This is a genomic window from Streptomonospora nanhaiensis, from assembly GCF_026642255.1.
Classification (GTDB): domain Bacteria; phylum Actinomycetota; class Actinomycetes; order Streptosporangiales; family Streptosporangiaceae; genus Nocardiopsis; species Nocardiopsis tropica.
In genome coordinates, this window is record NZ_CP113264.1 from 3,159,369 (window position 1) to 3,185,195 (window position 25,827).

The 25,827-nt window shown below is 74.7% G+C and carries 20 protein-coding genes; 12 read left to right on the plus strand and 8 right to left on the minus strand.

Translation table 11 applies throughout. From position 1 onward, the window contains the following. Positions 1-321 precede the first annotated feature (321 nt). The 5 genes from OUQ99_RS13555 (at position 322) to OUQ99_RS13575 (ending at position 5,820) form a co-directional block, all read left to right on the plus strand. A complete protein-coding gene (locus OUQ99_RS13555) occupies positions 322-603 on the plus strand; it encodes a hypothetical protein (protein ID WP_267949803.1) in 282 nt (93 codons plus the stop codon). Next, entirely contained in the window at positions 596-1,648 is a 1,053-nt protein-coding gene (locus tag OUQ99_RS13560; protein ID WP_267949804.1) for a polyprenyl synthetase family protein, read from the plus strand. Before OUQ99_RS13555 ends, OUQ99_RS13560 begins: the two co-directional genes overlap by 8 nt. 22 nt (positions 1,649-1,670) lie before the next feature. After that, complete coding sequence (locus OUQ99_RS13565; protein ID WP_267949805.1) at positions 1,671-2,831, plus strand: oxygenase MpaB family protein; 1,161 nt, start codon at positions 1,671-1,673, stop codon at positions 2,829-2,831. 212 nt (positions 2,832-3,043) lie between these two features. Continuing rightward, positions 3,044-4,222 (plus strand): anhydro-N-acetylmuramic acid kinase, encoded by a 1,179-nt coding sequence (locus tag OUQ99_RS13570; protein WP_267949806.1) that lies wholly within the window; start codon positions 3,044-3,046, stop codon positions 4,220-4,222. Positions 4,223-4,314: 92 nt separating this feature from the next. Beyond that, positions 4,315-5,820, plus strand: a complete 1,506-nt coding sequence (locus OUQ99_RS13575) for a sodium:solute symporter (RefSeq protein WP_267949807.1) — start codon at positions 4,315-4,317, stop codon at positions 5,818-5,820. A gap of 49 nt (positions 5,821-5,869) precedes the next feature. Here the strand turns inward: OUQ99_RS13575 and OUQ99_RS13580 are convergent, their stop codons facing one another. After that, positions 5,870-6,217, minus strand: a complete 348-nt coding sequence (locus OUQ99_RS13580) for a DoxX family protein (protein ID WP_267949808.1) — start codon at positions 6,215-6,217, stop codon at positions 5,870-5,872. Between the two features lie 389 nt (positions 6,218-6,606). Here OUQ99_RS13580 and OUQ99_RS13585 point away from each other — a divergent pair, with 389 nt between their 5' ends. Next, positions 6,607-7,506, plus strand: coding sequence for a Vgb family protein (locus OUQ99_RS13585; RefSeq protein ID WP_267949809.1), 900 nt, complete (start codon positions 6,607-6,609; stop codon positions 7,504-7,506). A gap of 136 nt (positions 7,507-7,642) precedes the next feature. Next, positions 7,643-8,365: a DNA alkylation repair protein gene (locus OUQ99_RS13590; RefSeq protein WP_267949810.1), complete on the plus strand. Its 723-nt coding sequence runs from the start codon at positions 7,643-7,645 to the stop codon at positions 8,363-8,365. A 116-nt stretch (positions 8,366-8,481) separates the two neighbouring features. Here OUQ99_RS13590 and OUQ99_RS13595 read toward each other — a convergent pair whose 3' ends face one another. After that, positions 8,482-9,897, minus strand: a complete 1,416-nt coding sequence (locus tag OUQ99_RS13595; RefSeq protein ID WP_267949811.1) for a PLP-dependent aminotransferase family protein — start codon at positions 9,895-9,897, stop codon at positions 8,482-8,484. A gap of 25 nt (positions 9,898-9,922) precedes the next feature. Here OUQ99_RS13595 and OUQ99_RS13600 point away from each other — a divergent pair, with 25 nt between their 5' ends. Then, positions 9,923-10,924 carry a DMT family transporter gene (locus OUQ99_RS13600; protein WP_267949812.1) on the plus strand — a complete coding sequence of 334 codons (1,002 nt, stop codon included), beginning with the start codon at positions 9,923-9,925 and terminating at the stop codon, positions 10,922-10,924. A gap of 219 nt (positions 10,925-11,143) precedes the next feature. Here OUQ99_RS13600 and OUQ99_RS13605 read toward each other — a convergent pair whose 3' ends face one another. Next, positions 11,144-11,278, minus strand: a complete 135-nt coding sequence (locus tag OUQ99_RS13605; RefSeq protein WP_267949813.1) for an MFS transporter small subunit — start codon at positions 11,276-11,278, stop codon at positions 11,144-11,146. An 83-nt stretch (positions 11,279-11,361) separates the two neighbouring features. Further along, a complete protein-coding gene (locus OUQ99_RS13610; RefSeq protein WP_267949814.1) occupies positions 11,362-12,717 on the minus strand; it encodes an L-lactate MFS transporter in 1,356 nt (451 codons plus the stop codon). Between the two features lie 1,238 nt (positions 12,718-13,955). Here OUQ99_RS13610 and OUQ99_RS13615 point away from each other — a divergent pair. Beyond that, positions 13,956-14,993: an LLM class flavin-dependent oxidoreductase gene (locus tag OUQ99_RS13615; protein ID WP_267950371.1), complete on the plus strand. Its 1,038-nt coding sequence runs from the start codon at positions 13,956-13,958 to the stop codon at positions 14,991-14,993. A 269-nt stretch (positions 14,994-15,262) separates the two neighbouring features. After that, the gene (locus OUQ99_RS13620) at positions 15,263-15,829 is read left to right on the plus strand and encodes a type I-E CRISPR-associated protein Cas6/Cse3/CasE (RefSeq protein ID WP_267949815.1); all 567 of its coding nucleotides are present in this window, start codon (positions 15,263-15,265) and stop codon (positions 15,827-15,829) included. Between the two features lie 80 nt (positions 15,830-15,909). Here OUQ99_RS13620 and OUQ99_RS13625 read toward each other — a convergent pair whose 3' ends face one another. Beyond that, the gene (locus OUQ99_RS13625; protein ID WP_267949816.1) at positions 15,910-16,335 is read right to left on the minus strand and encodes a hypothetical protein; all 426 of its coding nucleotides are present in this window, start codon (positions 16,333-16,335) and stop codon (positions 15,910-15,912) included. Between the two features lie 36 nt (positions 16,336-16,371). Next, positions 16,372-17,097: a hypothetical protein gene (locus OUQ99_RS13630; RefSeq protein WP_267949817.1), complete on the minus strand. Its 726-nt coding sequence runs from the start codon at positions 17,095-17,097 to the stop codon at positions 16,372-16,374. A 558-nt stretch (positions 17,098-17,655) separates the two neighbouring features. On the opposite strand from OUQ99_RS13630, the gene OUQ99_RS13635 reads away from it, so the two are divergent. Beyond that, complete coding sequence (locus tag OUQ99_RS13635) at positions 17,656-19,296, plus strand: glycoside hydrolase family 10 protein (protein WP_267949818.1); 1,641 nt, start codon at positions 17,656-17,658, stop codon at positions 19,294-19,296. 381 nt (positions 19,297-19,677) lie between these two features. Then, complete coding sequence (locus OUQ99_RS13640) at positions 19,678-22,152, plus strand: GH92 family glycosyl hydrolase (RefSeq protein WP_267949819.1); 2,475 nt, start codon at positions 19,678-19,680, stop codon at positions 22,150-22,152. Positions 22,153-22,254: 102 nt separating this feature from the next. On the opposite strand, the gene OUQ99_RS13645 is transcribed toward OUQ99_RS13640, so the two are convergent. Together OUQ99_RS13645 and OUQ99_RS13650 are read right to left on the minus strand one after the other, a co-directional pair. Next, positions 22,255-22,914: a response regulator transcription factor gene (locus tag OUQ99_RS13645; protein ID WP_267949820.1), complete on the minus strand. Its 660-nt coding sequence runs from the start codon at positions 22,912-22,914 to the stop codon at positions 22,255-22,257. Positions 22,915-23,110: 196 nt separating this feature from the next. Beyond that, complete coding sequence (locus OUQ99_RS13650) at positions 23,111-25,402, minus strand: glycoside hydrolase family 3 N-terminal domain-containing protein (protein ID WP_267949821.1); 2,292 nt, start codon at positions 25,400-25,402, stop codon at positions 23,111-23,113. Positions 25,403-25,827 lie beyond the last annotated feature (425 nt).

The following is a 25,827-nucleotide window of genomic DNA, read 5'->3' on the forward strand; positions in this document are numbered from 1 at the left end:
TTATCTTATTTCGCATAAAAGCGACGCGGGCTCCGTCAATGGCATCAAGGGGGCCGGTGGGGCGGTGCCGGGTTCCGGGTGTGTTTGTTGGATTCCAGGCCATCCCGACTGATCAGGGTCTCTCTTCTTGTTTCGGTCACCTTGTACTCGGTCCGGAAACACCATTGTGTTGACAAAGTCGACGATGGCGGAAGATGATCGCTCGACAAGGGAAGCGCATTTGATATCCGTCCGTCCGGACTCCTCTTTCCCTGGATTTCCGGTACGTTCTCCATTGCGGTCCCTCGTCCCTTTCGTGTCGTCTGGAGATGGGGGAGCACCGTGGCGCGCACCGGTGACGGCGGGGAGACCCGGGACGTGGGCGAGCCGCTGCTCGTCGCGGCAGGGGTGGCCGACCTCGCGCTCGACCGCATGGGCGCGGCCCTGCGGCAGGCGAAATCGCTGCTGGGCCGGTCCGACCTGGCCGACCTCGCCCGGGACGGCCGGGACGACCTGCGGGAGCGGGGACGGCTCGCCCTGCGAAGGTACGGGCGGACGCCCGAGTGCCACATGGAGGTGCTCGCACGGCGGGTCGCCTCCCGCACCGGACAGGGCGATGCCTGAGACCCCGGAGCAGGCACTGCTCCGGACCAGGGTGGACGCGGTGCTCCGGGAGTTCGTGCGGGAGGAGGCGGACCGGTTCGCCGCCGTCGACGCCGACCTGCTGCCGGTGGCCGAGCAGTTGTCCGTGGCGGTGGCCGGCGGCAAGCGCCTGCGCGCCGCGTTCTGCTACTGGGGGTGGCGCGCGGCCGGCCAGCCGGACAGCGACGCGCTCGTCCGCGCCGCCGCCGCGATGGAGCTGCTGCACGCCGCGGCCGTCGTCCACGACGACCTGATCGACGAGAGCCCGACGCGGCACGGCGTGCCGAGCGCCCACGCCGCACTGGGGGCCGCCCTCGGCGGCCGGGCGCGCCCCCAGGCGGGCGGCCGCGCCCTCGCCATGCTGACCGGGGACCTGCTGATCGGCTGGGCGGCGCAGATGTTCCTCTCCTGCGGCCTGCCCTCCGCCTACCTGTCCCGTGCCCGCGACCTGTGGGCGGTCATGGCCCGGGAGCTGATCGCCGGGGAGTGCCTGGAGGTCCTGCGCACGGGGGCCCCGCCCGACACGGCCCGCTCGCTCCAGGTGATCCGGTACAAGACGGCCAAGTACACGGTCGAGCACCCGCTGCACATCGGCGGCGCCCTGGCCGGCGCGCCGGGGACGCTGATGGAGGCCTTCACCTCCTACGGCCTCCCCCTGGGCGAGGCGTTCCAGCTGCGCGACGACCTGCTCGGGCTGTTCGGCGACCCGGAGCGCACGGGCAAGTCGAACCTCGACGACGTCCGGGGCAACCGGCCGACCGTCCTGCTCGCCGAGACCTGGTCGGCCTCCACCGCGGCCGAGCGCCGGGAGCTGCGCGGCCTGCTCGGCCGCCGCGGCCTGGACGGCGAGGGCCTGGAGAGGGTGCGGACGATCATGCTGCGCACCGGGGCCCCCGAGCGGATCGAGGAGATGATCACCCTGCGCGTGCGGGCCGCGAACGACGCCCTCGCCCGCGCGGACCTCCCGCACGGGGCCGCCGAGGCCCTGTCCCTGATGGTCGCCTCGGCCGCGGCCCGCCAGTCCTGAACCGTCGAAAGGCAAGGCCCCCATGCCCTACACCCACGAAACCATGGACGCGATGCGGCTCATGGGGGACGAACTCGCGGACGCGACGGTGGCCGCGCTCTTCGAGCGCGGCGAGGTCGGCAAGTTCAACACCCTCATGCGCTACTTCACCACGGTCGGCCAGGAGCTCCCCGACGGGCTCCCCGACGTCGCCCGCGAGTACCTGCACACCACCGCCGCACCGCCGGACTGGGTCGACTGGGGCGAGATGGAGAAGGCCCGGCTGTTCTTCATCGACAACAACGTGCACATCTCGACCGCCCTGGCCTTCGCCTCGATGCCCGCCTGCTACGTCGTGCCGCACGTGGCCAGGCTGCTCAGCGCGACCCATGCCCTGGAGTACCCCTCCCGGAGGATGGCGGAGACGGGGCAGTTCACCGTCTACCTCATGCAGCCCGACGCGTTCGAGGCGGGGAGCCGGTTCGTCCCCGCCGCGCAGAAGGTGCGCCTGCTGCACGCCTCGATCCGCCACCACATGCGCCGCGAGGGGCGCTGGGACGAGGCGGCCCTCGGCACGCCGATCTGCCAGGAGGACATGATCGGCGGCCAGATGATGTTCTCCATCCAGGTCCTGGACGCGCTCCACCGGCTGGGCATCCACATGTCCACCGACGGCGCGGAGTCCTACTTCTACGCCTGGCGCGTCGTCGGCGCGATGCTCGGCATCAGCCCCGAACACGCCCCGGCCGACGCGGCGGCCGGCCGCCGGTTCTCCGACCTCTACATGACCCGGCACATGGGCCCCTCCGAGGAGGGGGCCCTGCTGACCCGCAGGCTCATCGAGCTCTACGAGGAGGTCGTCCCGGGGACCGTCCTGGACCCGGTCGTCGCCGCCCTCATCCGCTACCTCATGGGCGACACCTGCGCCGACTGGCTCCAGGTCCCGCGCACCGGCTGGGACACGGCCGTCAAGGCCTCGCCCGCCCTGCTCGGGATCCTCGAGCGCATCGAGGACCGCTCACCCCTGGGCGCGTGGGCCCTGGACCGCCTCGGCCACCTCACCACCCACCTGGAGCTCAGCTCCCTCACCCGCGGCCGGATCATGCAGTACGCGATACCCGAGCGCCTCAAGGGCGAGTACGGGGTCACCTCCACCGCCCCCCGGGTCCACCCCTGGACCCCGCCGCCGCCCACCCCCACCTGAGCGCCGGGCGTCCCGGTCGCGCGACGCGGTCGGCTGCCCCCGGCCGCTTCCACAGGACGGACAAGGGGGATTGACGCGGGCGTCACACACGGTATAAGCCTGGTGGGCAGACAGCGACCGGAGGTGCGGATGGTAGCCGGACGTGTCCGAACGCGCCGGGCGGGGCCCGGGAGGCGCCGCCGGGGCACCGCCGTCCCCGGAGCGGAGGCCCCGTGATCGTCCTCGGGCTGTCCTCCGGAACCTCGGCCGACGGGATCGACGTCGCCGCCGCACGCCTGGAACTGGACGCGGACCTGGTCCGCCTGGCGCCGCTGGGCCACCGCATCGTCCCCTACCCGGCCGACCTGCGCAAGGAGCTCCGCGACGCCCTCCCGCCCGCGGCGACCACCATGCAGGCCGTGTGCCGGCTCGACACCCGCATCGGGCAGGCGTTCGCCGAGGCCGCGCGCCTGGGCGCGGACGAGCTCGCCGGAGGACGCGCGGACCTGGTGGCCTCGCACGGCCAGACCCTCTTCCACTGGGCCGAGGGGGCCTCGGTGCACGGGACCCTCCAACTCGGCCAGCCCGCGTGGATCGCCGGGGCCACCGGCCTGCCGGTCGTGTCGGACCTGCGCACGGCCGACGTGGCGGCCGGGGGCCAGGGCGCGCCGCTGGCCGCACTGCTGGACGTCCTCCTCCTCGGCGGGCGCGCCGAACCCGCGGCCGCACTGAACCTCGGCGGCATCGCCAACGTCACCGTCGTCCGGGACGGGACCCCGCCCGTGGCCTTCGACACCGGTCCGGGCAACGCCCTGATGGACGCCGCGGTGCGCCGGGCGACCGGCGGGCGCGCCGACCTCGACGCCGACGGCGCCCTGGCCGGGGCCGGCCGCCCCGACCCCGCCCTGCTCGAACTCCTGCTCGCCGAGCCGTACTACGGGCTGGCCCCGCCCAAGTCCACCGGTCCGGAGCTGTTCGGCCCCGGCCACCTCGACGCGGCGCTGCGGCGCTCGGGAACACCGGAGGCCGCCGACCTGCTGGCCACCCTGGCCGAGCTCACCGCCGTCACCGTCGCGGACGCGCTGCGGCCCTACGGGACCGCCGACGTGTTCGCGTCCGGCGGCGGCACGCGCAACCCGGTGCTGATGGACCGGATCGCCGCCCGGCTCGCACCGGCGCGGCTCCGGCCGTTCGACGCCCTCGGGCTGGACAGCGACGCCAAGGAGGCCTACCTGTTCGCGCTGATCGGCTTCCTCACCTGGCACGGGATCGCCGGGTCCCTCCCCGGCTGCACGGGCGCGCGCCGCCCGTCGCTCGCCGGCCGCCTCACCCCGGGGGCCGGACCGCTCCGGCTGCCCGAACCGGCGGCCGTCGCACCCGCGCGCCTGAGGGTCGACGCGCCGGCGCCCTGAGCCCGCCCCCGCCCCGCACATGCCGCACCGACCCCGGCGCCGTGACCCGCCCGCCCCGCCCGCACCCGCCCCCCACCTCCCGGAGCCGCCCCGTGCACGCCGTCGATCTCGCGGTCATCGTGGTGTACCTGCTGTGCTCGGCATGGCTCGGCCTGAGGCTGTCCGGCCGCCAGCGCAACACACGCGACTACTTCATCGGCGGCCGCAACCTGCCCTGGTGGGCGGTCTGCCTGTCCGTCGTGGCCACCGAGACCAGCGCCCTGACCGTCATCAGCCTCCCCGGCGTGGCCTACCTGGGGGACGTGACCTTCCTCCAGGTGGCGGTCGGCTACCTCATCGGGCGCGTCGTCGTCGCGTTCGTGCTGCTGCCCCGGTACTACCAGGGCGAGATGACCACGGCCTACGCCTACCTCGGCCTGCGCTTCGGCCGGGGCCTGCAGAGCACGGCCTCGGTGACGTTCCTGTTCACCCGGCTCCTCGCGGACGGTGTGCGGATGTTCGCCGCCGCCATCCCCATGAAGATCGTCCTGGACTCCTACGGGATCGAACTGCCCTACTTCACGATCATCGCCCTGCTCGGCGGGGTCACCGTCCTCTACACCCTCATCGGCGGCATCAGGGCGGTGGTGTGGGTGGACGTCCTCCAGATGGCGCTGTACGTGCTCGGAGGCGTCGTCGCCCTCGTCGTCATCGTCGAGAGCCTCGACGTGAACTTCCTCGCGGTCGCCGCGGAGGAGGGCAAGACCCGGTTCCTCGACTTCACGTCGAACCCGGTCTCCTCGCCGTACGCCACGGTCACCGCGGTACTGGGAGGGGCACTGCTCTCCACCGCCTCGCACGGCGCGGACCAGATCATCGTGCAGCGGCTGCTGGGCTGCCGCAGCCTCCGCGACGCGCAGAAGGCGGTGATCGGCAGCGCGGTCGTGGTCTTCCTCCAGTTCGCCCTGTTCCTCACGGTCGGCCTGGCCCTGTACTCCTACTTCGAGGGCGCCTCGACCGAGCGGCTCGGCCTCGCCAGCTCCGACGAGCTGTTCCCGGTGTTCATCGTCGAGGGGCTGCCCACGGGCCTGTCGGGGCTCCTGCTCGCCGGCATCATGGCGGCCGCGATGAGCACCCTGTCCTCGTCCCTGTCGGCGCTGTCGTCCTCCACCATGGCCGACCTCTACGAGCGGTTCGCCCGCCGCCCCCTCACCGACGTCCAGGGGCTGCGGCTCGGGCGCCTGTTCACCCTCGGGTGGGGGCTGGTGTTCGTCGGCGCGGGGGCGATGTTCACCGGGACGGACACCCCCGTCGTCGAACTGGGCCTGTCCGTGGCCAGCATCACCTACGGCGGCCTCCTGGGCGCGTTCTTCCTTGGCCTGTGGGTCCACCGGGCCCGCCAGGCCGACGCCGCCGTCGCCTTCGCGGCGGCCGTCGCGACGATGGCCTGCCTCTTCCTCTTCGCGCCGGGCCTGGTCGGGTTCACGTGGTACACGGCGATCGGCACGGCCATCGTGCTCGGTCTGGGCTACCTGCTGTCGCTGCGCCACCGCGGGAGCGCCCCCGCTCCGGCTCCGGAAGCGGAGCCGGAGCGGACGCCGGACGGGGAGAGCCCCTGACCCCGCCCGGCGGGGCCCGGGACCCGGGGACGCACGCGGCCCGTCGCCCTCACACGGCGAGGGACAGGAACAGGGCGCCGGCCGCCGCTCCGAGGAATCCGAGGGGCACGAGGAGGGACAGGTCCGGCGCCCTCAGGTGCACGGCCACCGCGCCGACGAAGAACAGGACCAGGCCGAGCGCGGCCGCCGTCCCCACGAGCGGAACCCCGGCCAGCCCGAGGAGCAGGCCCAGGGCCCCGGCCCCCTTGAGCAGACCCAGCGCGGTCAGCCAGGACTCGGGCACCCCCACGGCGGCCGAGTTGGCGAGGACGAACCGGGCGCGGAGGAGGTCCGCCACGGCGAAGAAGCCGTTCGCGGCGGCGGTGAGCACGGTCACCGCGATGTAGGCGGCGGTCATGACGGCCTCCTGCCCGCCGCCGGTGCCGTGGCGGCCGGGGGCCGGGGGCCGCGATCCCGCGCGTCCGTGGTAGCGCCCGTGTCGGAACGGGTCGTTCGAGGGGTCATGTCCTTCCACCTCCGGGAAGTGTCGCTCCGGTGTGTCTCGTCCCTTCTGACGGGCGCCGGCTCCCCAACGTGACACGGGCCCTGCCGCGCCCAGGGGCCGACGGCCGCCCGGCGTCACCGGGGGCGGCCCACCGCGCGCTTGCGGCGCGCGCACGCGCGCGCAAAAGGCGCTCGGGTGAGCCGGCACCGGCGGCCAGGGCCCGCGGCGCGCACGCGCGCGGAAAAGCGGTTGCGCGCGCCCCGCCCCGCGACCACGATGGTCCGCCGGACAGGAGGCCCCACATGACCCACCACGCACACGTCCACACCCTCAGTGAGCGCCCGCTGGCAGCGCCGGGCGCCGGCCTCTACGGCGTCACCGGAGCGGACGACGGCTCCCTCTGGGCCACACTCGTCCACCACGGGCAGATCGCCCGCCTGACGCCGGACGGCGCGGCGACCCTGTACCCGCTGGACTCCGCGACCTGCGGCCCCTCGCTCATCACCCCGGGCCCCGACGGCGCGCTCTGGTTCACCCGCACCCAGGACGACAGGATCGGCCGCATCACAGCGGAGGGCGAGGCGGGGTCCTTCGCGCTGCCCGTCCCCGGCGCACGCCCCTTCGGCATCGCGGCGGGACCCGACGGGGCGCTGTGGTTCACCGAGATGAACACCGACCGCATCGGGCGCATCACCCCGGACGGGGAGATCACCGGGTTCTCCCTGCCGACCCGGGGCGGCTTCCCGTCGTTCGTCACCGCGGGGCCGGACGGGGCCCTGTACTTCACCCTCAACCAGGCCGACGCGGTCGGCCGGATCACCGTCGGCGGGCACGTCACCGTCCACGCCCTCCCCACCCGCGGCGCGGCGCCCGTGGGCATCACCGCGGGCGCCGACGGGGCCCTGTGGTTCGTGGAGATCGGAGCCGGACAGGTCGGACGCCTCACGCCGGACGGCGACGTCCGGGAGTTCCCCCTGCCCCGGCGCGACTCGCGGCCCCACGCGATCACCGCCGACCCCGCCGGGGGGTGCTGGTTCACGGAGTGGGGCGCGAACCGGATCGGGCACGTCACCGCCGAGGGGGAGATCGACCTGGTCGACCTGCCGACCCCCCGCAGCGAACCCCACGGGATCGCGGTCACCGCGGACGGCGCGGTGTGGGCCGCCCTGGAGAACGGGAGCCTCGCCCGCCTGGCCCCCTGAGGCCGGGCGCGGGGAGCCCCCGGATCCGGGGCGGCGGTCCGTTCCCGCACCGGCGACTCGCCGTAACGGACCCGGTCCGTCCGGGACGGAGGACCGACCCGTGACCGGGCGCACGGCGTCGGCTATCTTGTCGCCCATGGCTTCCGAACCGACCGCGGCGGCGTTCCTGAAGCGGCTGGACGAGCACCGCGACGACGGGGAACTCCGCAAGTACCAGCGCTACTTCCGCTTCGACGCCGACGACCAGGACCCGAACGACTACTTCGTGGGCGTGCGCATGGGCACCGTGTTCTCCCTCGCGAAGGAGTTCACGGCCATGGACCTCGACCAGATCGAGGTGCTCATGGAGAGCCCCGTCCACGAGGCCCGCGCCGGGGCGATGAGCATCATGGAGAAGAAGGCCCGGCACCGCGGCGCCACCCCCGAGCAGATCGGGGCCCTGGCGGAGCTGTACCTGCGGCGCCACGACCGGGTCGACAACTGGGACCTGGTCGACCTGGCCGCGCACCACGTCCTCGGCCGCCACCTGAACGGCCGCCCGCGCGACGTGCTGTACGACCTGGCACGTTCGGACAACCCGTGGGAGCGGCGGACCGCGATCGTGGCGACCGCGCACTTCATCCGCCACCGGGACCTGGACGACACCTTCGCGCTCTCCGGGATCCTCGTCCACGACGACCACGAGCTGGTGCAGAAGGCGGTCGGGTGGATGCTGCGTGCGGCCGGGGACGTGGACCGCGACCGCCTCCTGGGCTTCCTGGACGCCCACGCGGCCGGTGCGCCGCGGCCGCTGCTCCGCGCGGCGGTCGAGAAGCTCCCGCCGGACCGGCGCGCCCACTACCGGGGGCTGCGGGCCTGACAGGCGGGGCCGCGGCCCCGGGCGCGGCGGTCGGCAGAACCCCGGCCGGACCGGCGCGCGTCACCGGGGACCGCGGGCGCGGCCGAAGGCGTGGGCCCCGCGCCCTCGGCGCGGGATCAGCGCGGCTCCTGGCGCGCGAGCGCCCGGCCGAGCGCGCGCACCCCGTCGGGGAAGGACCCGGGGTCCGGTCCGGCGTAGTTGAGCCGCAGGTGGGGGCCGGTGGGTTCGGCGGGGAACCACTCGTCGCCCGGGGCGACCACGACCCCGAGGTCCTCGCAGTCCGCGACGAGCCGCGGCAGGTCGGTGCTGTCGGGGAGCCGGGCCCAGAGGTTCAGCCCGCCCCGGGGCAGCGCCTCCAGGTGCGCGGCGGGGACGTGCTCGCGCAGGGCGCCGGCGAGGAGGTCGCGCCGGGCGGCCAGCTGGTGGCGCAGCCCCCGCAGGTGGGTGCGCCAGGCGGGCTGGGTGACGACGTCGAGCGCGACGGCCTGCAGCACGCCGCTGACGTACAGGGACCCCGCCCGGGCGTCGGCGAGGATCCGCTCCCGGGCGGGGCCGCGGGCGACCACCCCGGCGACGCGCACGGCCGGGGACACGCTCTTGGTCAGCGAGCGCAGGTACACCACGTGCCCGCCGTCGTCGCGCGCGGCCACGGGCGCCGGCCCGTCCTCGATCCCGAAGTCGTGCGCCCAGTCGTCCTCGATCAGGAACGCGCCGAAGCGGCGCACGGTGTCCAGCACCCGGTCGGCCAGGTCCGGGGACCAGCGCGCCCCGGTGGGGTTGGCGAAGTTCGGCTGGGCGTAGAAGGCGCTCGCCCCGGTGCGCTCGAACGCGCGGGCCAGGGAGTCCGGGTCCGGTCCCCCGGCGCCGCTGGGCACCGGCACGACCCGTGCTCCCGCCTGCGCGGCGGCCAGGAGCGCCCCCCAGTAGGTGGGCGACTCCACCAGCAGCGGGCGGCCCGCGCCGACCAGGGCGCGGAAGGCGGTGCTGAGCCCGCTCTGGCTCCCCGGCAGGACGACGGCGTCGCCGGGGGCGGGCGGCGCGACCCCGGCGGGGGAGTCCGCCCCCAACTCGGTCGCGAACCACGCCCGGAGGTCCGGGAGGCCGGCGGCCGGGGGCCGCGCGACGGCCGACGCGCCGCGTGCGGCCCGTGTGAACGCTCCGCGCACCAGGCGCTCGGGGAGGAGTTCGCGGTCGGGGTAGCCCGAGTGCAGGGCGACGGCGCCGTCGGGGGCGGTGCGCAGCGCGGCGGCCGACCGGGGCGCGAGCCGGTCCGTCGGGCCGAGCGCGGCGGTCTGCCACCCGTAGTCGTGCGGACGCGCGGCCCGGGCCGCGCGGACGAAGGTCCCCACCCCGGGGCGGCTCTCCACGGCACCCTGGGAGACCAGTGTCCGCAGCGCCTTCTGCACCGTGACCGGGCTCGCCCCGTACTGCGCCACCAGGGCCCGCGTGGACGGCAGCCTCGCCCCCGGCGGGGCCGTGGCGATCCACGCGCGGAGCCCTGCGACGATACGCGAACTGCTATCGTTGTTCATGAAGAACAACAGTAGCGCTACTCAGATGACGCGACCAGCGCTATCCTCCCGGGCCGGGTTGCTGTGGGGCCTGCTCGGGGTCACGGCGTTCTCCCTGACCGTCCCCTTCACGCGCGTGGCCGTCGAGGGCGGCGGGATGTCACCGCTGTTCACCGGCTCCGGCCGTGCGGTCGTCGCCGCGCTCCTGGCGGCCGCCGCCCTGGCGTTCACGGGGCAGAGCCTGCCGCGCGGCAGTCAGTGGGGCCGCCTGGCCGTCGTCGCCGGAGGCGTGGTCGTCGGTTTCCCGGTGCTCACCTCCTTCGCCCTCACCTCCGCCTCGGCGGGCCACAGTGCCGTCGTGATCGCCCTCCTGCCCGCGGCGACGGCGGTGACGGCGGCGCTCCGCGGGCGCGAGAGGCCCCCGGCCCGCTTCTGGACCACGGCGGCCGTCGGCGCGGTGGCCGCCGTCGTGTTCGCCTCGCTGCAGGGCGGCGGGCCCGGCGGACCGTACCTGTCCGACCTCCTGCTGTTCGGCGCCGTGGCATCGGCCGCGGTCGGCTACGCGGAGGGCGGGCTCCTGGCGCGCGAACTCGGCGCGTGGCAGACCGTCTCCTGGGCCCTCGTCCTGTCCTTCCCCCTGATGGCCGTCCTCACGGGGGTGGCGGTGGCCGACCGGCCGCCGAGCGGCTCCCCCGCCGAGTGGGCGGCCTTCGCCTACCTGGCGGTGGTGAGCATGTTCCTCGGCTTCTTCGCCTGGTACCGGGGACTGGCGATCGGCCCGATGGCGCAGGTCAGCCAGGTCCAACTCGTCCAGCCGGTCATGACCATCGGCTGGGCCGCCCTGATCCTGCACGAACAGCTCACCTGGCCCACGGTCCTCGGAGGGGTGGCGGTGGTCGCCTGCGCGGCGACGGCCGTCCGCGCCCGCCTGCGGCCGACCGCGGGGAAGGGGGCCGGGACCGTGGCGGGGGCCGACCCGGCGCAGCGGAGCCGTGGCGGAACCGGCGGGGACCGGACGGGCCGGTGGCGCACGGGACCCCGTGGCTAGCCGGCACGACCCCTTCCACGCGCGACCCCGCCCGGTTTCGCCGGGCGGGGTTCGGACCGGCTCGGACGGAAGAACGGGGTCCGGGCACGGGGCGCGTTCCCCGTGGGGGCGGTGAACCCCTCCGGCGTGACCCCCGGACGGGAGGCCCCCTGCGCCGTCGCGGGCGCGGCTCCGCCTCCACTCCGGTCGGGGGAGCCGCGCCCGCGACGGGTTTCCCGGTCAGCCGGTGAACAGGGCCGCGGCCTGGACCGCGGTCCGCACCACCCCGTAGCCCAGGGCGACGACCACGACCGCCCACAGGAAGAGCGCCGCCGCCTTCGACAGCGTCTGCCCGCCTCGTTCCGTACCGTCCACCGGGTCCTCCCTCCGCGGCCCGGTCCCTCCGGGCGCTTGCAGTTCCTCCTGCCCGCCGGGCGCTCCCGGCGTCCGTCCGGCGCTCACGCGACCGCCTCGCGGGACCGGTCCGGGCCGGCCTTTCCCGTGGTCGGCGTCGCGGACGCGGACAGCGGGCGCACCAGCATGTTGGCCGTGAACCCGACCGCCATCACGGCCACCATGAGGTACAGGGAGGCGGTGTACAGGTCGGCGCCCGAACGGCCCGCCGCGAGCTGGCTGTCGGCGACCACGTTGACGATCAGCGGCCCCGCGATGCCCGCGCACGACCACGCGGTGAGGATGCGGCCGTGGACGGCCCCCACGTTGAACGAGCCGAACAGGTCCTTCAGGTAGGCCGGGATCGTCGAGAAGCCGCCCCCGTAGAAGGACAGGATGACACCGGTGACCGCCACGAAGAGCGCCACGGAACTCGTGCCGGCCACGGCGATGACCAGGTACAGCACGCAGCCGAGCCCCAGGTAGCCGATGTAGGTGCGCTTGCGCCCGAGGGCGTCGGACGTGGAGGACCAGATGAAGCGTCCCAGCATGTTGCACAGCGAGAGGACGCCGACGTACCCGGCGGCCTCGGCCGGGCCCACGCCGGTGAAGAAGTCCTGCACCATGGGGGCGGCCTGCTCGAGGATGCCGATCCCGGCGGTGACGTTGCAGAACAGCACGATCCACAGCAGCCAGAACTGCCGGGTGCGGAAGGCCGCCTCCACGCTGAGGCCGTCCTGGACCTGTTCGCGCTCGGGGGGCGCCTGGGCGGGAGCGCCGCCCTCGGGGGTCCACCCCGGCGGCGGCACCCGGACGGTCGCGGCGCCCAGCATCATGGCCGTGAAGTACACGGCGCCCAGGGTGAGGAACGTGGGGACGATCGCCTCGGAGGGCGTCGCGGCGTACCGGTCCAGGAGCGCGGAGGACAGCGGGGACGCGATGAGGGCGCCGCCGCCGAACCCCATGATGGCCAGGCCCGTGGCCATCCCCGGGCGGTCCGGGAACCACTTGATCAGCGTGGAGACGGGGGAGATGTACCCGATGCCGAGGCCGATCCCGCCGAGGAACCCGTAGCCGAGGTAGAGCAGCCAGAGCTGGCCGGTCGCCACGCCGAGCGAACCGACCAGGAAGCCGCCCGCCCAGCACACCCCGGAGACGAACATGGCCTTGCGCGGGCCGTTGCGCTCCACCCACTTGCCGCCGAACGCGGCGGACAGGCCGAGCATGACGATGGCGATGCTGAAGACGACCCCGATCGCGGTCAGCGAGGTGTCGAACCGTTCGACCAGGGGGGTCTTGAAGACGCTGAAGGCGTACACCTGGCCGATGGAGAGGTGGACGGCGAGTGCCGCCGGCGGGATGAGCCACCGGCTGTAGCCCGGGGGGGCCACGCTTCTCTCGCGGTCAAGGAACGACGGCATGGACCATCCTCTTCACTGATCGGGCACGCGCGGTATCCGGTTGCCGCGCGCGGGTCTTCCAGGTGCGGTCCCGTTCCGGACGGGGGCTCGTGCGGAGCGCCGTCGGGGGCGGGAGGGACCGCGGGGGCGCTACCGGTCGGGTCCTCCGCCGACGCGGTGCGAGGCGCCGGGGAGCGCGCGACCGGCCCCGGGGGCCGGGGTTCCCGCCGCGGCGGCGGGACCGGCCGGCGCGCGGTGGCCGGAGGGACCCCGCACGACGGCTCCCGCGTCCTCGGGAACGGAAACGGGAATGCGGTTTCCGCACGTCGGGCCGGGGGCGCCGAAAAAGAATTCGATTGTGCGCGTCGCGGTGAGGGGCGTGGGCCCGGAAACAGGGCGCGCCTGCACCGTCAGGACGCCGTTGCGTCCTTCTGCCAGCGCCGTGGGGTGCCTGAGCTGGCTCGACAACATGCGGACACAGTACAGGTGCGTATGTCGCCGAACAAGGGCGGGCCCCCTGTTGCGGAGGGGGCCGGCCTCGGGTGACCTCGGGTGACCGAAGGCGCGGGGAGCCGTTCTCGCGCGCGAGAGGGGCCGGAGGTCCCGAAGGGATGGGGCGCGCCCTGTTGCAGAGCCCTGAGCTGCGGGTTCGTGGGGTTCCGGGTTCTTCTGAGGACCTTCGCGCGAGGCCGCCGGCCGGGCGCGCGTTCCGTCCGGCTCGGGCCGGGCGCGCGGGTCGTCACCGCCCGTGAGGCCGTCCTTCGCCAGGTCGGGGGCCCGCCGCACCGCCTCCCGCCTCCCCTCCGGCGAGGGGCCCGCCGCCCTTCCCGGGGCGGACCCTCCCCGGCGGGGAGGCGGGGAAAAGGAAAAGGCGCGCCGATCCCCCGCGTTCTTCCCGGAGGCGGATCGGTGGAATCCGGGTGGGTGCGCGTACGGATTTCTGCGCGTTCCTGGAAGGGGGCGGGGGAAATGGCGAAAGGGGTGGAAAAAGGGGGGAGGGTATTCTCCGCCGCCCGACGCACCCGTCCGCACCGGAGGGCCCGCGTTCTTCGCCCTCCGGACGGGACCGTCCCGGTCGCGCCCCGGCGGCGCGACCCCCGACCCGCCGGGCCGCCTGCGCGGCCGTGGCGGCGCGCCCCCGCGCCGACGTGCCGCGTGACCCATCCCACCGGACGCGCGACGGTCGCACACGGGGCGGTGGGGCGGCCGGTTGCCTAGGATCTTCCTACCGTCCAGACAGGGAAAGTGCGGTGGAAGCGATGACCGTCCCGGAACGCCCCCTCTCGAAGCTGGGATTCCTCACGATCGGCCTGTTCGACGAGGACGAACCCGCCGCGGGCCACGAGAACACGCTCCGGATGATCGAACTCGGGGAGCGTCTCGGCTTCGACAGCGCCTGGCTGCGCGACCGGCACCTCCAACACGGCATCTCCTCGCCCGTCGCGGTCCTGGCCGCGGCCACCCAGCGCACCTCCCGCATCGAGCTGGGCACGGCGGTGATCCCGCTCGGGCTGGAGAACCCGTTCCGGCTGGCGGAAGACCTCGCGACCGTCGACGTCCTCAGCGGCGGGCGGCTCAACCCGGGGGTCAGCGTGGGGCCTCCCACCCACTACGACCACATCAAGCAGCACCTCTACCCGGACAGCTGGGACGCGGAGGACTTCGGCCGCACGCGCCTGTCCCGGCTCCTGCACAACCTGCGCGGCGAACCGGTCAGCACGTTCTCCGGCCGGGAGGGCATCGAGACGTACTCGCGGCGCGTCCAGCCGCACTCGCCGGGGCTGGCCGGCCGCGTCTGGTACGGGGCGGCCGGACTGGCCTCCGCCGAGTGGGCGGGGGAGCAGGGGCTCAACCTGCTGACCAGCAGCGTGGTCCGGGCCGAGGAGGACGACGACTTCGCCCGCGTGCAGCGCTCCCACATCCTGCGGTTCCGCGAGCGCCACCCGCTCGGGGAGCGGGCGCGCGTCTCGCAGGGGCTCGTGGTGATCCCCACCGACAGCGCCACGCCCGCGCAGCGCCGCAAGTACGAGGAGTACGCGCGGGGCCGTCTCGCGCGCACCACCGCGCCGCAGGGGCCCGGGCGCCTCCTCTTCGCCCCCGACCTCGTGGGGAGCTCGGAGCGGATCGCGCAGGCGCTGGCGGAGCACGCCGGGTTCCAGCAGGTGGACGAGGTCGTGTTCGCGCTGCCCTTCACGTTCGAGTACGAGGACTACGAGCAGATCCTCACCGACACCGCCACACGGCTGGGCCCCCTGCTCGGCTGGACGCCCGCGGGGCGGGGCGGGCAGGGGGCGTGAGGACCGGATCGGGCCGTGCGGAACCGGGCCACCCGGTCCGGGCCGTCCGGAACCGGGCCGCCTGGAGCCGGTTCACCCGGGCGGGAGCGGACCACCGTGCCGTGCGGCGGGGCCGGAGCTCCACGACCGGGCCGCCACCCCGGTGAACGGGACGAACAGGCGTCCGGGCCTCGTACAGTGAAGGATCCAGAGCGGACGGGGGAGGCCCGGCCGTCCGCGCCCGCACACACGCCCCGCCCCGGCGGGGACGAGACCCGGATCGGAAATCCTTGTACCTGGCTCGCATCAGTCTCAACCCCAAGCGCAGCACCCCCATGGACCAGTGGGCGTCCATGGGGCGGTCCGTACGGGAGGCCGTCGACCCCGACCCGGACTCCGACGCCCGGGTGCTGTGGGCGCGCGTGTCCCCGACCACGCTCGTGGTCAGCTCCGACACGGCCCCCGCCTGGGGGAAGATCCCCGGCGCGTACGCGGCGACGATGCAGCCGCCGCCCCGCCACACGGAGGGCGAGACCATCCGCTGGGAGCTGATCGCCGCGCCCACCGGGCAGCGCGGGGCCGACGCGGACGCCGACGAGCCGCGACCGCGGGGCAAGCGGGTCGCCCTGGAGGAGTCGGAGTTCCAGGAGTGGATCGAGGCCAAGACGGCGGGCGCGCTGAGGGTGACGTCCGCCAGGTGGAAGCGGCTGGGCGGCAGGCCCGCCCGGTACCACTTCACGGGCCAGGCCGTCGTGGAGGACAGCGAGGCGCTCCAGGAGCTGTGCCTGGGAGGGATCGGCGCGGGACGCAGCACCGGCGCCGGCCTGCTCCTGACCAGCACCGCGCCGACCGTCTAGGGCGGGAGGCCCCGGAGGGGGCACGGGGCCGCGGTGCCGGCGCCGGCACCGCGGGCGCTCCGGGCAGGGGGCACGCGCCCTCAGTGGGCGACGGACTCCAGGTACTCGTTGATGAGCTTGACGTCGAGGTGGTCCTTGCTCCGGCCCAGGAGCGTCTTCCACACCCGCACGTTGTCCAGGGCCGCGAAGCGGAGGCCGTCGATCACCTCGGCGCCGTCGATCAGCTCGTCGACCGTCCAGATGTCGGGGAACCACCCGTTGAGGATCTCGACCCGGTCGTCGAAGAGGAGGACCCGGCGGACCCCGTCGCCGAAGGGGGCGTCCTCGGGCTCGCCCAGGGTCAGCGCCCTCTCCCAGGCGGCCCCGCGGGCGACGACGTCGATGTCCCCGACCTCCCAGCGGAGGTCGTGGGCCAGGAGCGGGCCGCTGCCGGCGATGACGAAGTCGTGTTCGGGAAGTCCTAGCGACAGGACCTTCTTGACGAGGTCGTGTTCTCTGAGGTACACAGACACCCTCCTGAGTCGGGCGGCGTCGCACCCGTCTCACGACATTATAGTGAGGGCCGCGAATCCGACGAAGGCCGCGACCCCCAGGCTGCTCAGTGAGCCGATCATGAAGTACTCCGCGAAGCCCTTCTGGTGGGCCCGCAGATCGGGGAACCGGGCCAGCGCCTTGACGGCCACGACGAGGGCCGCGCCCTCGGGGCGGCCGGCGAGCACGAAGGCGTAGATCAGCGAGCGCTCCAGCCATCCGATGACCGCTCCCGCGCCCCTCAGCGACCTCATCTCCGCGCCCTCCTCCTCGTCGAGGGCCTTCGTGAACGGGCGCAGGAGGTGCGTGACGACCTCCCCGCCGATGAACGTCGCGAGGACGAACCCGGCGACGACGACGAAGAGGCGGTCGTCCCCGAACAGCCGGGCCGCGAGCGCGACGGAGCCGGACGCGTCGTGGACCAGGGCCCCGAGCAGGCAGGCGCCCACGAGAGCGCCCAGGGGCCACAGCACGAGCCCGGGCCGGTCGTTGAACAGGGTCGGCGACGTCTGGGCGTTCTCGTCGCCCCTGGCGAGGCGGGCGAGGGCGACCGCGATGGCGGGGCAGGCGAGCAGGAGGAGCGCCGGCCCCCAGCCGGGCAGGAGCGGCGCCAGCGCGTACAGCCCGAAGGCGAGGGCCACCAGCGCGGCCCGCCACCAGGTGCGGCGGGCCCACGGCAGGCTGTAGGACAGGAGCACGGAGATGCCCGCGCCGACGACGACGCGCAAGAGGTCCACCGGGTACGGCCCTTTCCACGGGGTGAGGGGACGGACCGGCCCCGCATGCGGCGCGGGACGCCGCCGGGAGGGGGAGCGGCGGGGCGGGCGCCGCGCCCCGGGAGCGCCCGGGACGTCGTTCCCGCCCTCTCCGGCGCCCGCGCCCGGGGGAACGGAAGGTCCGGGATCCCGGGCAGTCTAGGGTGTGCGCGGGGGTTCGGCGAAGGGGGCCCGCCCATGGCCGGCCGCGGTTCCCCGGCGTCGCGTGGGGGCCCGGCCACGGCCGATCCCGGACCGCGTCCACACCGGTCGGCGGGGCCCCGGTCCGCACCCGCACGCCCCCCGGGCGGGGCGGCCCCCGTCCGCCGACACGGCGGGTCGGCAGGGCAAGGCAGAACGCCCATAAGGCTCTTTCTTTCATATGAGTATCAACCTCCCGTAGGACTCTTGCCTTCGTTCGGCAAATCATGAAGGTTCTCTTCTGAAAGCGACCCGACCGTCGCGCACAGTTGTCCCGGGGCGGCGACCGGCCCCCCGCCCGCCCTCCGCCCGCGCGGACACAAGTCGGAAGGAGCCACGTTGGCGCCATCGCACCGGAACCGCACCGCGTCCCGGCCCTCACGGGCCGCGGTTCTGATCCCCCGAACGGCCCTCCTCTGCGGCGCCCTCGCCGCCGTGCTCACCACCTCCCTGGCCACCGCGCCGGCCGGCGCCGCCCCGCGCGGGGCCGGGACGGGCGCCCCCGACAGAGTGTGCGAGACCGACCCCCAGGCCCCGCCCAAGCGGCAGATGCGCGCCGAGTGGATCGCCGGGGTGCAGAACATCGACTGGCCCAGCGAGCAGGGGCTCACCCCCGAGGAGCAGCAGGCCGAGCTCGCCGCGCTCTACGACCGGGCGGTGGACGACGGCCTCAACGCCGTGTTCGTGCAGATCCGCCCCACCGCCGACGCGTTCTGGCCCTCCCCGTACGAGCCCTGGTCGGAGTGGCTGACCGGCGAGCAGGGCGGCGACCCCGGCTACGACCCCCTGGAGTTCGCCGTCGAGGAGGCCCACGCCCGCAACCTGGAGTTCCACGCCTGGTACAACCCCTACCGGGTCGCCATGCACGCCGACCCGGCGCGGCTGGTCGAGGACCACCCCGCCCGGCAGAACCCGGACTGGGTCTTCGAGTACGGGGGCAGGCTCTACTACGACCCGGGCGTCCCCGAGGCCCGCGAGTTCGTGATCGAGGCGATGATGCACTCGGTCGAGAACTACGATCTGGACGGGGTCCACTTCGACGACTACTTCTACCCCTACCCGGTGGCGGGGCAGACGATTCCGGACGAGGACACCTTCGCCGAGCACGGCGGCGCGTTCGACGACGTGGCGGACTGGCGCCGCAACAACGTCGACCTGATGGTCCAGGGCATGAGCGAGGCGGTGCACGCCGCCAAACCCCACGTGAAGTTCGGCATCAGCCCCTTCGGGATCTGGCGCAACGCCTCCAACGACCCGGACGGCTCCGACACCAACGGCTCCCAGTCCTACGACGGCCAGTACGCGGACAGCCGCAAGTGGGTCACCGAGGGGTGGCTCGACTACATCAACCCGCAGGTCTACTGGGAGATCGGCCTGCCGGTGGCCGACTACGCGGTGCTGGTCCCCTGGTGGGAGGAGGTCGCGGAGGGCACAGGCACCCACCTCTACATCGGCCAGGCCGCCTACAAGGCGGGCAACGCGGGAGCCTGGTCCGACCCGCGCGAACTCGCCCGGCACCTGGAGTTCAACCGCGACCGCCCCGGCGTGCACGGCGACGTCTACTTCAGCGCCACCTCGCTGGCCACCAACGCACGGGCGGGCATGGACGTCGTGGTGGACGAGCACTACGCCCACCCCGCACTGGTACCCGTCAAGGAGGACCTCGGAGGGGCCGCGCCGGCCGAGCCCGTGGTCACCCGCGCCGTGAGGGGGGACGGCGGCACCGAGCTGACCATCCGGCCGGGGCGCGGCCAGGACCCCGCCTACTACGCGGTCTACGCCTTCGACGGCCCTCCCGGAAGGGACGGGGCCGCGTGCGGCATCGAGGACCCGCGCTCCATGGTCGGCACGGTCCGCGCCGAGGGCCGGGAGACGGTCTTCACCGCGCCCGCCGCGGAGGGCGACCGCACCTACTACGTGACCGCACTGGACCGCCTGCACCACGAGAGCGGTGTGAGCAACCCGCGCTACGTGCGCTGACACCGACCACCCCCGGAAGAGCGGCGCCCGGGAGCCGTGCCCCGCGGTACGGCTCCCGGACGTTTCCCGGGACCGCCCCTCCAGGGCCCGGCCCGCGGACCCGTCCCTCCAGGCCCCTCCTGCGGGCCCGTCGCCGGTCTCCGACCGGCCCGGCCGCGGCGGCTCCCGACGTGCCCCGGACCCCGCCCCGGCTGCGGCCCCGCGGCCGGTGAGCCGGGGCACGCGTGACACGTGGGCGGCGGGCCTGAGGCGTCCGTGACGCCCCGGCCACGGGGCGGCGAAGACCGCGCCAACTCACGGAACGGGGTCTGGCCTCCCGCGCCCCCGTGGGGCACACTCACCGGAGCCGTCCGCCACCCCCGCGTAAGGATCCAGCCCAGGATGACCTCCCCCGCACACACCCGCGGCACCGGACCCGACGTCCCCCGCGGCGCCCGCCGCCTCCCGCGCCCGCTCGCCCCGGTCCTCGCCCTGGCCGTGGGCGCCGCCCTGCTCCTCCCCGTCCCGGCGACCGCCGCCCCGGCGCCCGGGCCCTCGGCCGTCGGCTCGCCCGCACGGTACGTGGACCCGTTCATCGGCACCTCCGGCGGCGGCAACACCTACCCCGGCGCGGTGCGGCCGTTCGGCATGGTCTCGTGGAGCCCCACCACGACCCGCGGCGACCAGACCGACACCGGGGCCGCCAACGGCTACGCCTACGACGCCACCCGGGTCCGGGGGTTCGCGCTCACGCACGTCAACGGCGCCGGGTGCCATCCCGGAGCGGCGGGGGACGTGCCGATCATGCCGGTCACCGTGCCCGTGGACACCTCGCCCAGCGCGGACAGCGCGGACGAGGTCTACGCGAGCGACTTCGACCACGCGGACGAGTCCGCCACCCCGGGCCGCTACACCGTCACCCTGGAGAACGGGGTGCGCACCGACCTGTCCGTCACCGACCGGGCGGGCGCGGGCGAGTTCGCCTTCCCCGACGGCGTCCCCGCGAACCTGCTCTTCCGCACCTCCAACTCGCTCAACGGCAGCGAGGACGCCGAGATCAGCATCGACGAGGAGGCGCGCACGGTGTCCGGCTCCGTGCTGACGGGCGCCTTCTGCGGGCAGCGGGCCAACGGCGGGGAGAACAACCGCAGGTCGTACTACCGCCTGCACTTCACCGCGCACTTCGACACCCCGTTCACCGAGGTCGGCACCTGGGAGGACGGCGAACTCCGGGAGGGCGCCACGACCGCGTCGGGCGGGGAGGGCTACGACAGGGCCGCCCGCCGGGGCGCCGGTTCCGGCGGCTACGTCGGTTTCGAGGAGGGCGCGACCGTGGGCGTGCGCGTGGGCGTCTCCTACGTGGACGCGCACGGGGCCGAGGAGAACCTGGCCGCCGAGATCCCCGCAGGGGAGGGCGCGGACGTGGACGCGGTCGCCGCGGAGGCGGAGGAGGCGTGGAACCGGCGCCTGCGCACCGTCCGCGTCGGCGGCGGCACCGAGGACCGGCTCACCTCCTTCTACACCGCCCTCTACCACTCCCTGCTCCAGCCCAACCTGGTCAGCGACGTCGACGGGCGCTACCCCGGCATGGACGGCGAACCCCACCGCATCACCGGCGACCAGGGCGCCCAGTACACGAACTTCTCCGGCTGGGACCAGTACCGTGCGCAGATCCAGCTGCTGGCGCTCCTGGAACCGGAGGTGGCCGGCGACTTCGCCCAGTCCCTCCTGAACTTCTCCGAGCAGAACGGAGGGGTGTGGGACCGCTGGGTCCACATCAACGGGCCCACCCACGTGATGACGGGCGACCCCTCCGCCGCGACCCTGGCCACGTTCGCCGCCATGGGCGTGGACGGCTTCGACACCCGGGCCGCCTACGACTCGCTGCGTGCGCAGGCCACCGAGCCGCACCCCGACGGGCTGTCCGACGCCGGGTGCCCCGGCCAGTGCGAGGGCCAGCGGCCGCACCTGGAGCGCTACCTCGAACTCCACTACGCGCCCCAGGACGACTGCCACTGCTGGGGCGGGGCGGCCGAGACCCTGGAGGCCTCCGTCGCCGACCACTCCCTGGGCCAGTGGGCGGCCCGGCTCGGACGCGGGTCCGACGCCGCCGCCTTCGCCGAGCGCGGCGGATACTGGCGCAACGTGTTCAACCCCGACGCGACCCCCGGCGCCGGGTACGTCCAGGCGCGCGACGCCGACGGCTCGTGGGTGACCCCGTTCGACCCCGCCCGGGACACCGGCTTCGCCCAGGGCACGAGCGCCACCTACACCTGGATGGTGCCGCACGACGTCGGCGGCCTGGCCGAGGCGATGGGCGGGCGCGGGGCCGCCGCCGCACGCCTGGACGGGTTCTTCCGCACCCCCGGCGGCGAGTGGTCGGTGGGCGGCGGCGACCCCCTCCGCTACGACCCCACGAACGAGCCCGGCATCCACGCCCCCTGGCTGTACAACGCGCTCGGCCAACCGTGGAAGACCCAGGAGACGGTGCGCGAGATCGCCGCCTCCCAGTACGGGACGGGGCCGAGCGGGCTCCCGGGCAACGACGACCTCGGGACCATGTCCGCCTGGTACGTCTTCGCGAGCCTGGGGCTCTTCCCGCAGGCGCCCGGACGCGGCGAACTGCTGCTGTCCAGCCCCGTGTTCCCGTACGCGCGGATCGCTCCGCGGGGGCGCCCGCCCATCACCGTCGTCGCCCGCAACGCCGGTCCGGACGCGGTCTACATCGACTCGGTGCGCCTGGACGGCGAGCCGTACGGGCGCTCGTGGCTCCCGGAGGACTTCACCACCGGGGGAGGGACCCTCACCCACGTCCTGGGCGCACAGCCGAACACCGGATGGGCCACCGGCGCGGAGGACCTGCCGGTCGACCGCTGACACGGGACCGGGCGCGGGGGCCTCGACCCCGGGCGGGAGCCGAGGCCCCGCCCCCACCCGGCGTCAGGCCCGCGCGGCTCGGAACCGGCGGCCCTGGCGACCTCACGGCGGGGGAGGGGCCGCGAGGCCCGCCTCGTGGGCGAGCAGGCCGGCCTGCGTGCGGTTCTCGCAGTCGAGCTTGGCGAGCATGCGCGACACGTAGCTCTTCACGGTCGACTCGGACAGGAACAGGCGGGCGGCGATCGAGGCGTTGGACATGCCCTCGCCCAGACAGCCCAGGAGTTCGCGCTCCCGTACGCTCAGACCCCGCACGCGTGCGCGCGCCTCCTCCGCGCGGACGCGGTCGCCGGCCGAGGCGCCCAGCAGGCGGCGGGCCGCGACGGGCGACATCACCGTGTGCCCGTCGGCGGCCACCCGCACGAGGTTGACCAGGTCCTCCGCGGGCGTGGTCTTGACCAGGAACCCGATCGCGCCGGCGCTGAGCGCGCGCACCACGTGCGCGTCGTCGTCGAACGTGGTGAGCGCCACGACGACCGGCGGGTCCGCCAGCGCGTTGACGCGCCTGATGGCGGCGATGCCGTCGACCCCCGGCATGCGCAGGTCCATCAGCACGACCCGGGGCCGCAGGCGGACCACGGCCTCGACCGCCTCCGCACCGTCCCCGGCCTGGCCCACCACCTCGATGTCGTCCGCCGAGCCGAGGATCGTGCGCAGGTGCGCGCACACCATCGGCTCGTCGTCGACCACGACCACCCGGATCACGGAGCCTCCCCCGTCCTGTCCCCGTCCGGCAGCACCGCACCGATCCTGAACCCCCCGCCGCCGTCCGGCCCCGCCGCGCAGGCGCGGCGCCCGGCCCTCCGAGCGCCGCGCACACCCGGAGGGACCCACCGTCGGCGGACCGGCGCCGCGGCCCCGCCGGGCTGGCACGGGACCGGCGCCCAGCCCCCGCCCGGCGTCAGGCCTCCACGGTGAAGCCCGCGCGGAGCAGGTCCTCCTCCCGCGACGACGGGCCCACGAGGAGCTCGAACCCGCCCGGTTCGACCACGCGCGTGCCCGAGGCGTCCACGATCGTGCAGTCGGCCACCGGCACCTCGATCTCGACGACACGGGACTCGCCCGGCTCCAGACGCACCTGCCGGTACGCCTTGAGCTCCTTCTCCGCCCACGTCACCGACGCGACCGTGTCGCAGACGTAGGCCTGGACGGTCTCCAGCGCGGGCCTGGCGCCCGTGTTGGCCACCGTGACCCGGGCGCGGACGATGTCCCCGGGCCCGACACCGGGGCGGGGGATCCGCAGGTCCGCGTATTCGACGGTCGTGTAGGAGAGCCCCTGGCCGAACGCGAACGCGGGGCGCTGCGTGAGGTCCGCGTACCGGTCGCCGTGCTGGCCGCGCACCTGGTTGTAGAACGTCGGCTGCTGGCCGGCGTGCCGCGCGAAGGAGATCGGCAGGCGGCCCGAGGGCTCCACCAGCCCGAGCAGCAGCTCCGCGACGGCGCGCCCGCCCAGCATGCCCGGGTTGGCCGCGTACACGAGCGCGGCGGCGTCCAGCGCGGAGTCCGGCAGCACCAGCGGCTTGGAGGCGACCACCACGACGACCATCGGGGTCCCGGTCGCGGCGAGGGCGTCCAGGAGCGCGACCTGCCCGCCCACGAGTTCGAGGGTCGCGGTCGACCTGCCCTCGCCCACGAGCTCGATCCGGTCGCCGACCACGGCGACGACGACGTCGGCGTCCTCGGCCGCCGCCACCGCCTCCCCGATCATCCGCCCGTCGGGTTCGGCGGGGACCACGACGCGGGGGCGCGGCTGGCCGTCGGGGAAGAACTCCCCCTCCGGGTCCGGGGCGAGGCGGAGGATGTCCGCGCCGCGGGCGTGCCGCACCTTCCACCCCTGCGGGAAGTGGTCGCGCACGCCGTCCAGGACGGTCCGGACCATCCCGCGCGGGTGGCCGTCCGGAAGCCAGTCCACCTGGCCCGACGCGCCGGCCCAGTCGCCGAGCTGGGTGTCGGGGTCGTCGGCGTTGGGCCCCACCACGGCGACGGTGCGCGCCGGGGCGTCCGCGGCGGCGTCGGCCCGCCCGGAGGCGTCGGCGCGGAACCCCCCGTCCAGGGGCAGGGTGCCGTCGTTGGCCAGCAGGACCAGGGAGCGGCGGGCGACCTCCAGGTTCAGGTCGGTGTGCTCCCGTGCGCCGATGACCGCGGCCTGGCGCTCCGGACTGGGGTGGCGCGGGTCCTCGAACAGCCCGAGCTCGAACTTGAGCGTGAGGATGCGGCCGACGGCGGCGTCGATCTCCGCCTCGGCCAGCATGCCCCGCGCGACCGCCTCCTGGGCGCCCTCGAAGAACTGCGGCGTGGTCATCACCATGTCGTTGCCCGCGCGGACCGCGGCCGCCGCGGCCTGGGCGTGGTCGGCGTACACGCGCTGCTCCCACACCATGCGGCCCACGTTGTCCCAGTCGGTCACGAGCGTGCCGGTGTACCCCCACTCGCCGCGCAGGACCTCGTCGAGCAGCCAGTCGTTGACCGTGATCGGCACGCCGTCCATGGACTGGTAGCCGAGCATGAAGGTGCGGCAGCCCTCGCGGGCGACCCTCTCGAACGGGGGCAGGAACCACGAGCGCAGCTTGCGCCGCGAGATGTCCGCCTCGCTGGCGTCGCGTCCGCCCTGCGTCTCGGAGTAGCCGGCGAAGTGCTTGGCGCACGCCAGGATCGCCGTCGGGTCCTCCAGCCCCTCGCCCTGGTAGCCCCTGACCATCGCCGAGGCCATCTCGCCGATGAGGAAGGGGTCCTCGCCGAAGGTCTCGCCGACGCGTCCCCAGCGCAGGTCGCGGGCGATGCACAGCACCGGGGAGAACGTCCAGTGGACGCCGGTCGCGGCGACCTCGACGGCCGTGGTGCGGGCAACCCTCTCGACGAGCCCGGCGTCCCAGGTCGCCGCCATGCCGAGCTGGGTCGGGAAGATCGTGGCCCCCTCCCAGAAGGAGTGCCCGTGGATGCAGTCCTCGGCGACGAGGAGGGGGATGCGCAGCCGCGTCCGCCCGGTCAGGGCCGCCGCTTCCAGGACACGCTCGGGGGAGGTGTGCAGGATCGAGCCCGCGTGCATGTCCTCGATGAGCGGGCGGACCCCGTCCTTGGCGTCGAGCTGCAGCATCTGGCCGACCTTCTCGGGCAGCGTCATGCGTCCCAGGAGGTCGGCGACCCGCTCGGCGTGGCCCAGCGCGGGGTCGAGGTAGGGAAGGGGTGCGTTCAACGGGGTTCTCTCCTGCGGCGTCGGCTGGGCGCGGTCTGGTCGAGGGTGCGGGTCGGCGTGGCGGGAGGCTGTCACGGACAGCCATGGGAACGCTCCCATGGGCGCGGCTCGTGGGATTCCCCCGCGAACACGGGCCCCTCCGACACCCTCGTGACGGGGACGCGCCCCGCCCCGCGGTGAGGAGCGGTCCGCGTACGGTCGTACGCTACGGCAGCCACCGCCACCCGCGTCAAACCGGGGGCCGCAACGTACCGGGTACCACGGGCGGGCGGACGCGCGGCGCCGCACCGGCCCGCCCGCGCACCCGGTCCTCGCCGACGCATCGGCGGGGGCGCCGTGCGGCCCCGAGGCGGGCCTGTCCGCGCCGCCACCCCCGGCTTACCTCCGCACCTGTGATCGCTCACCTCTCCGCCACTGCCTCGGCC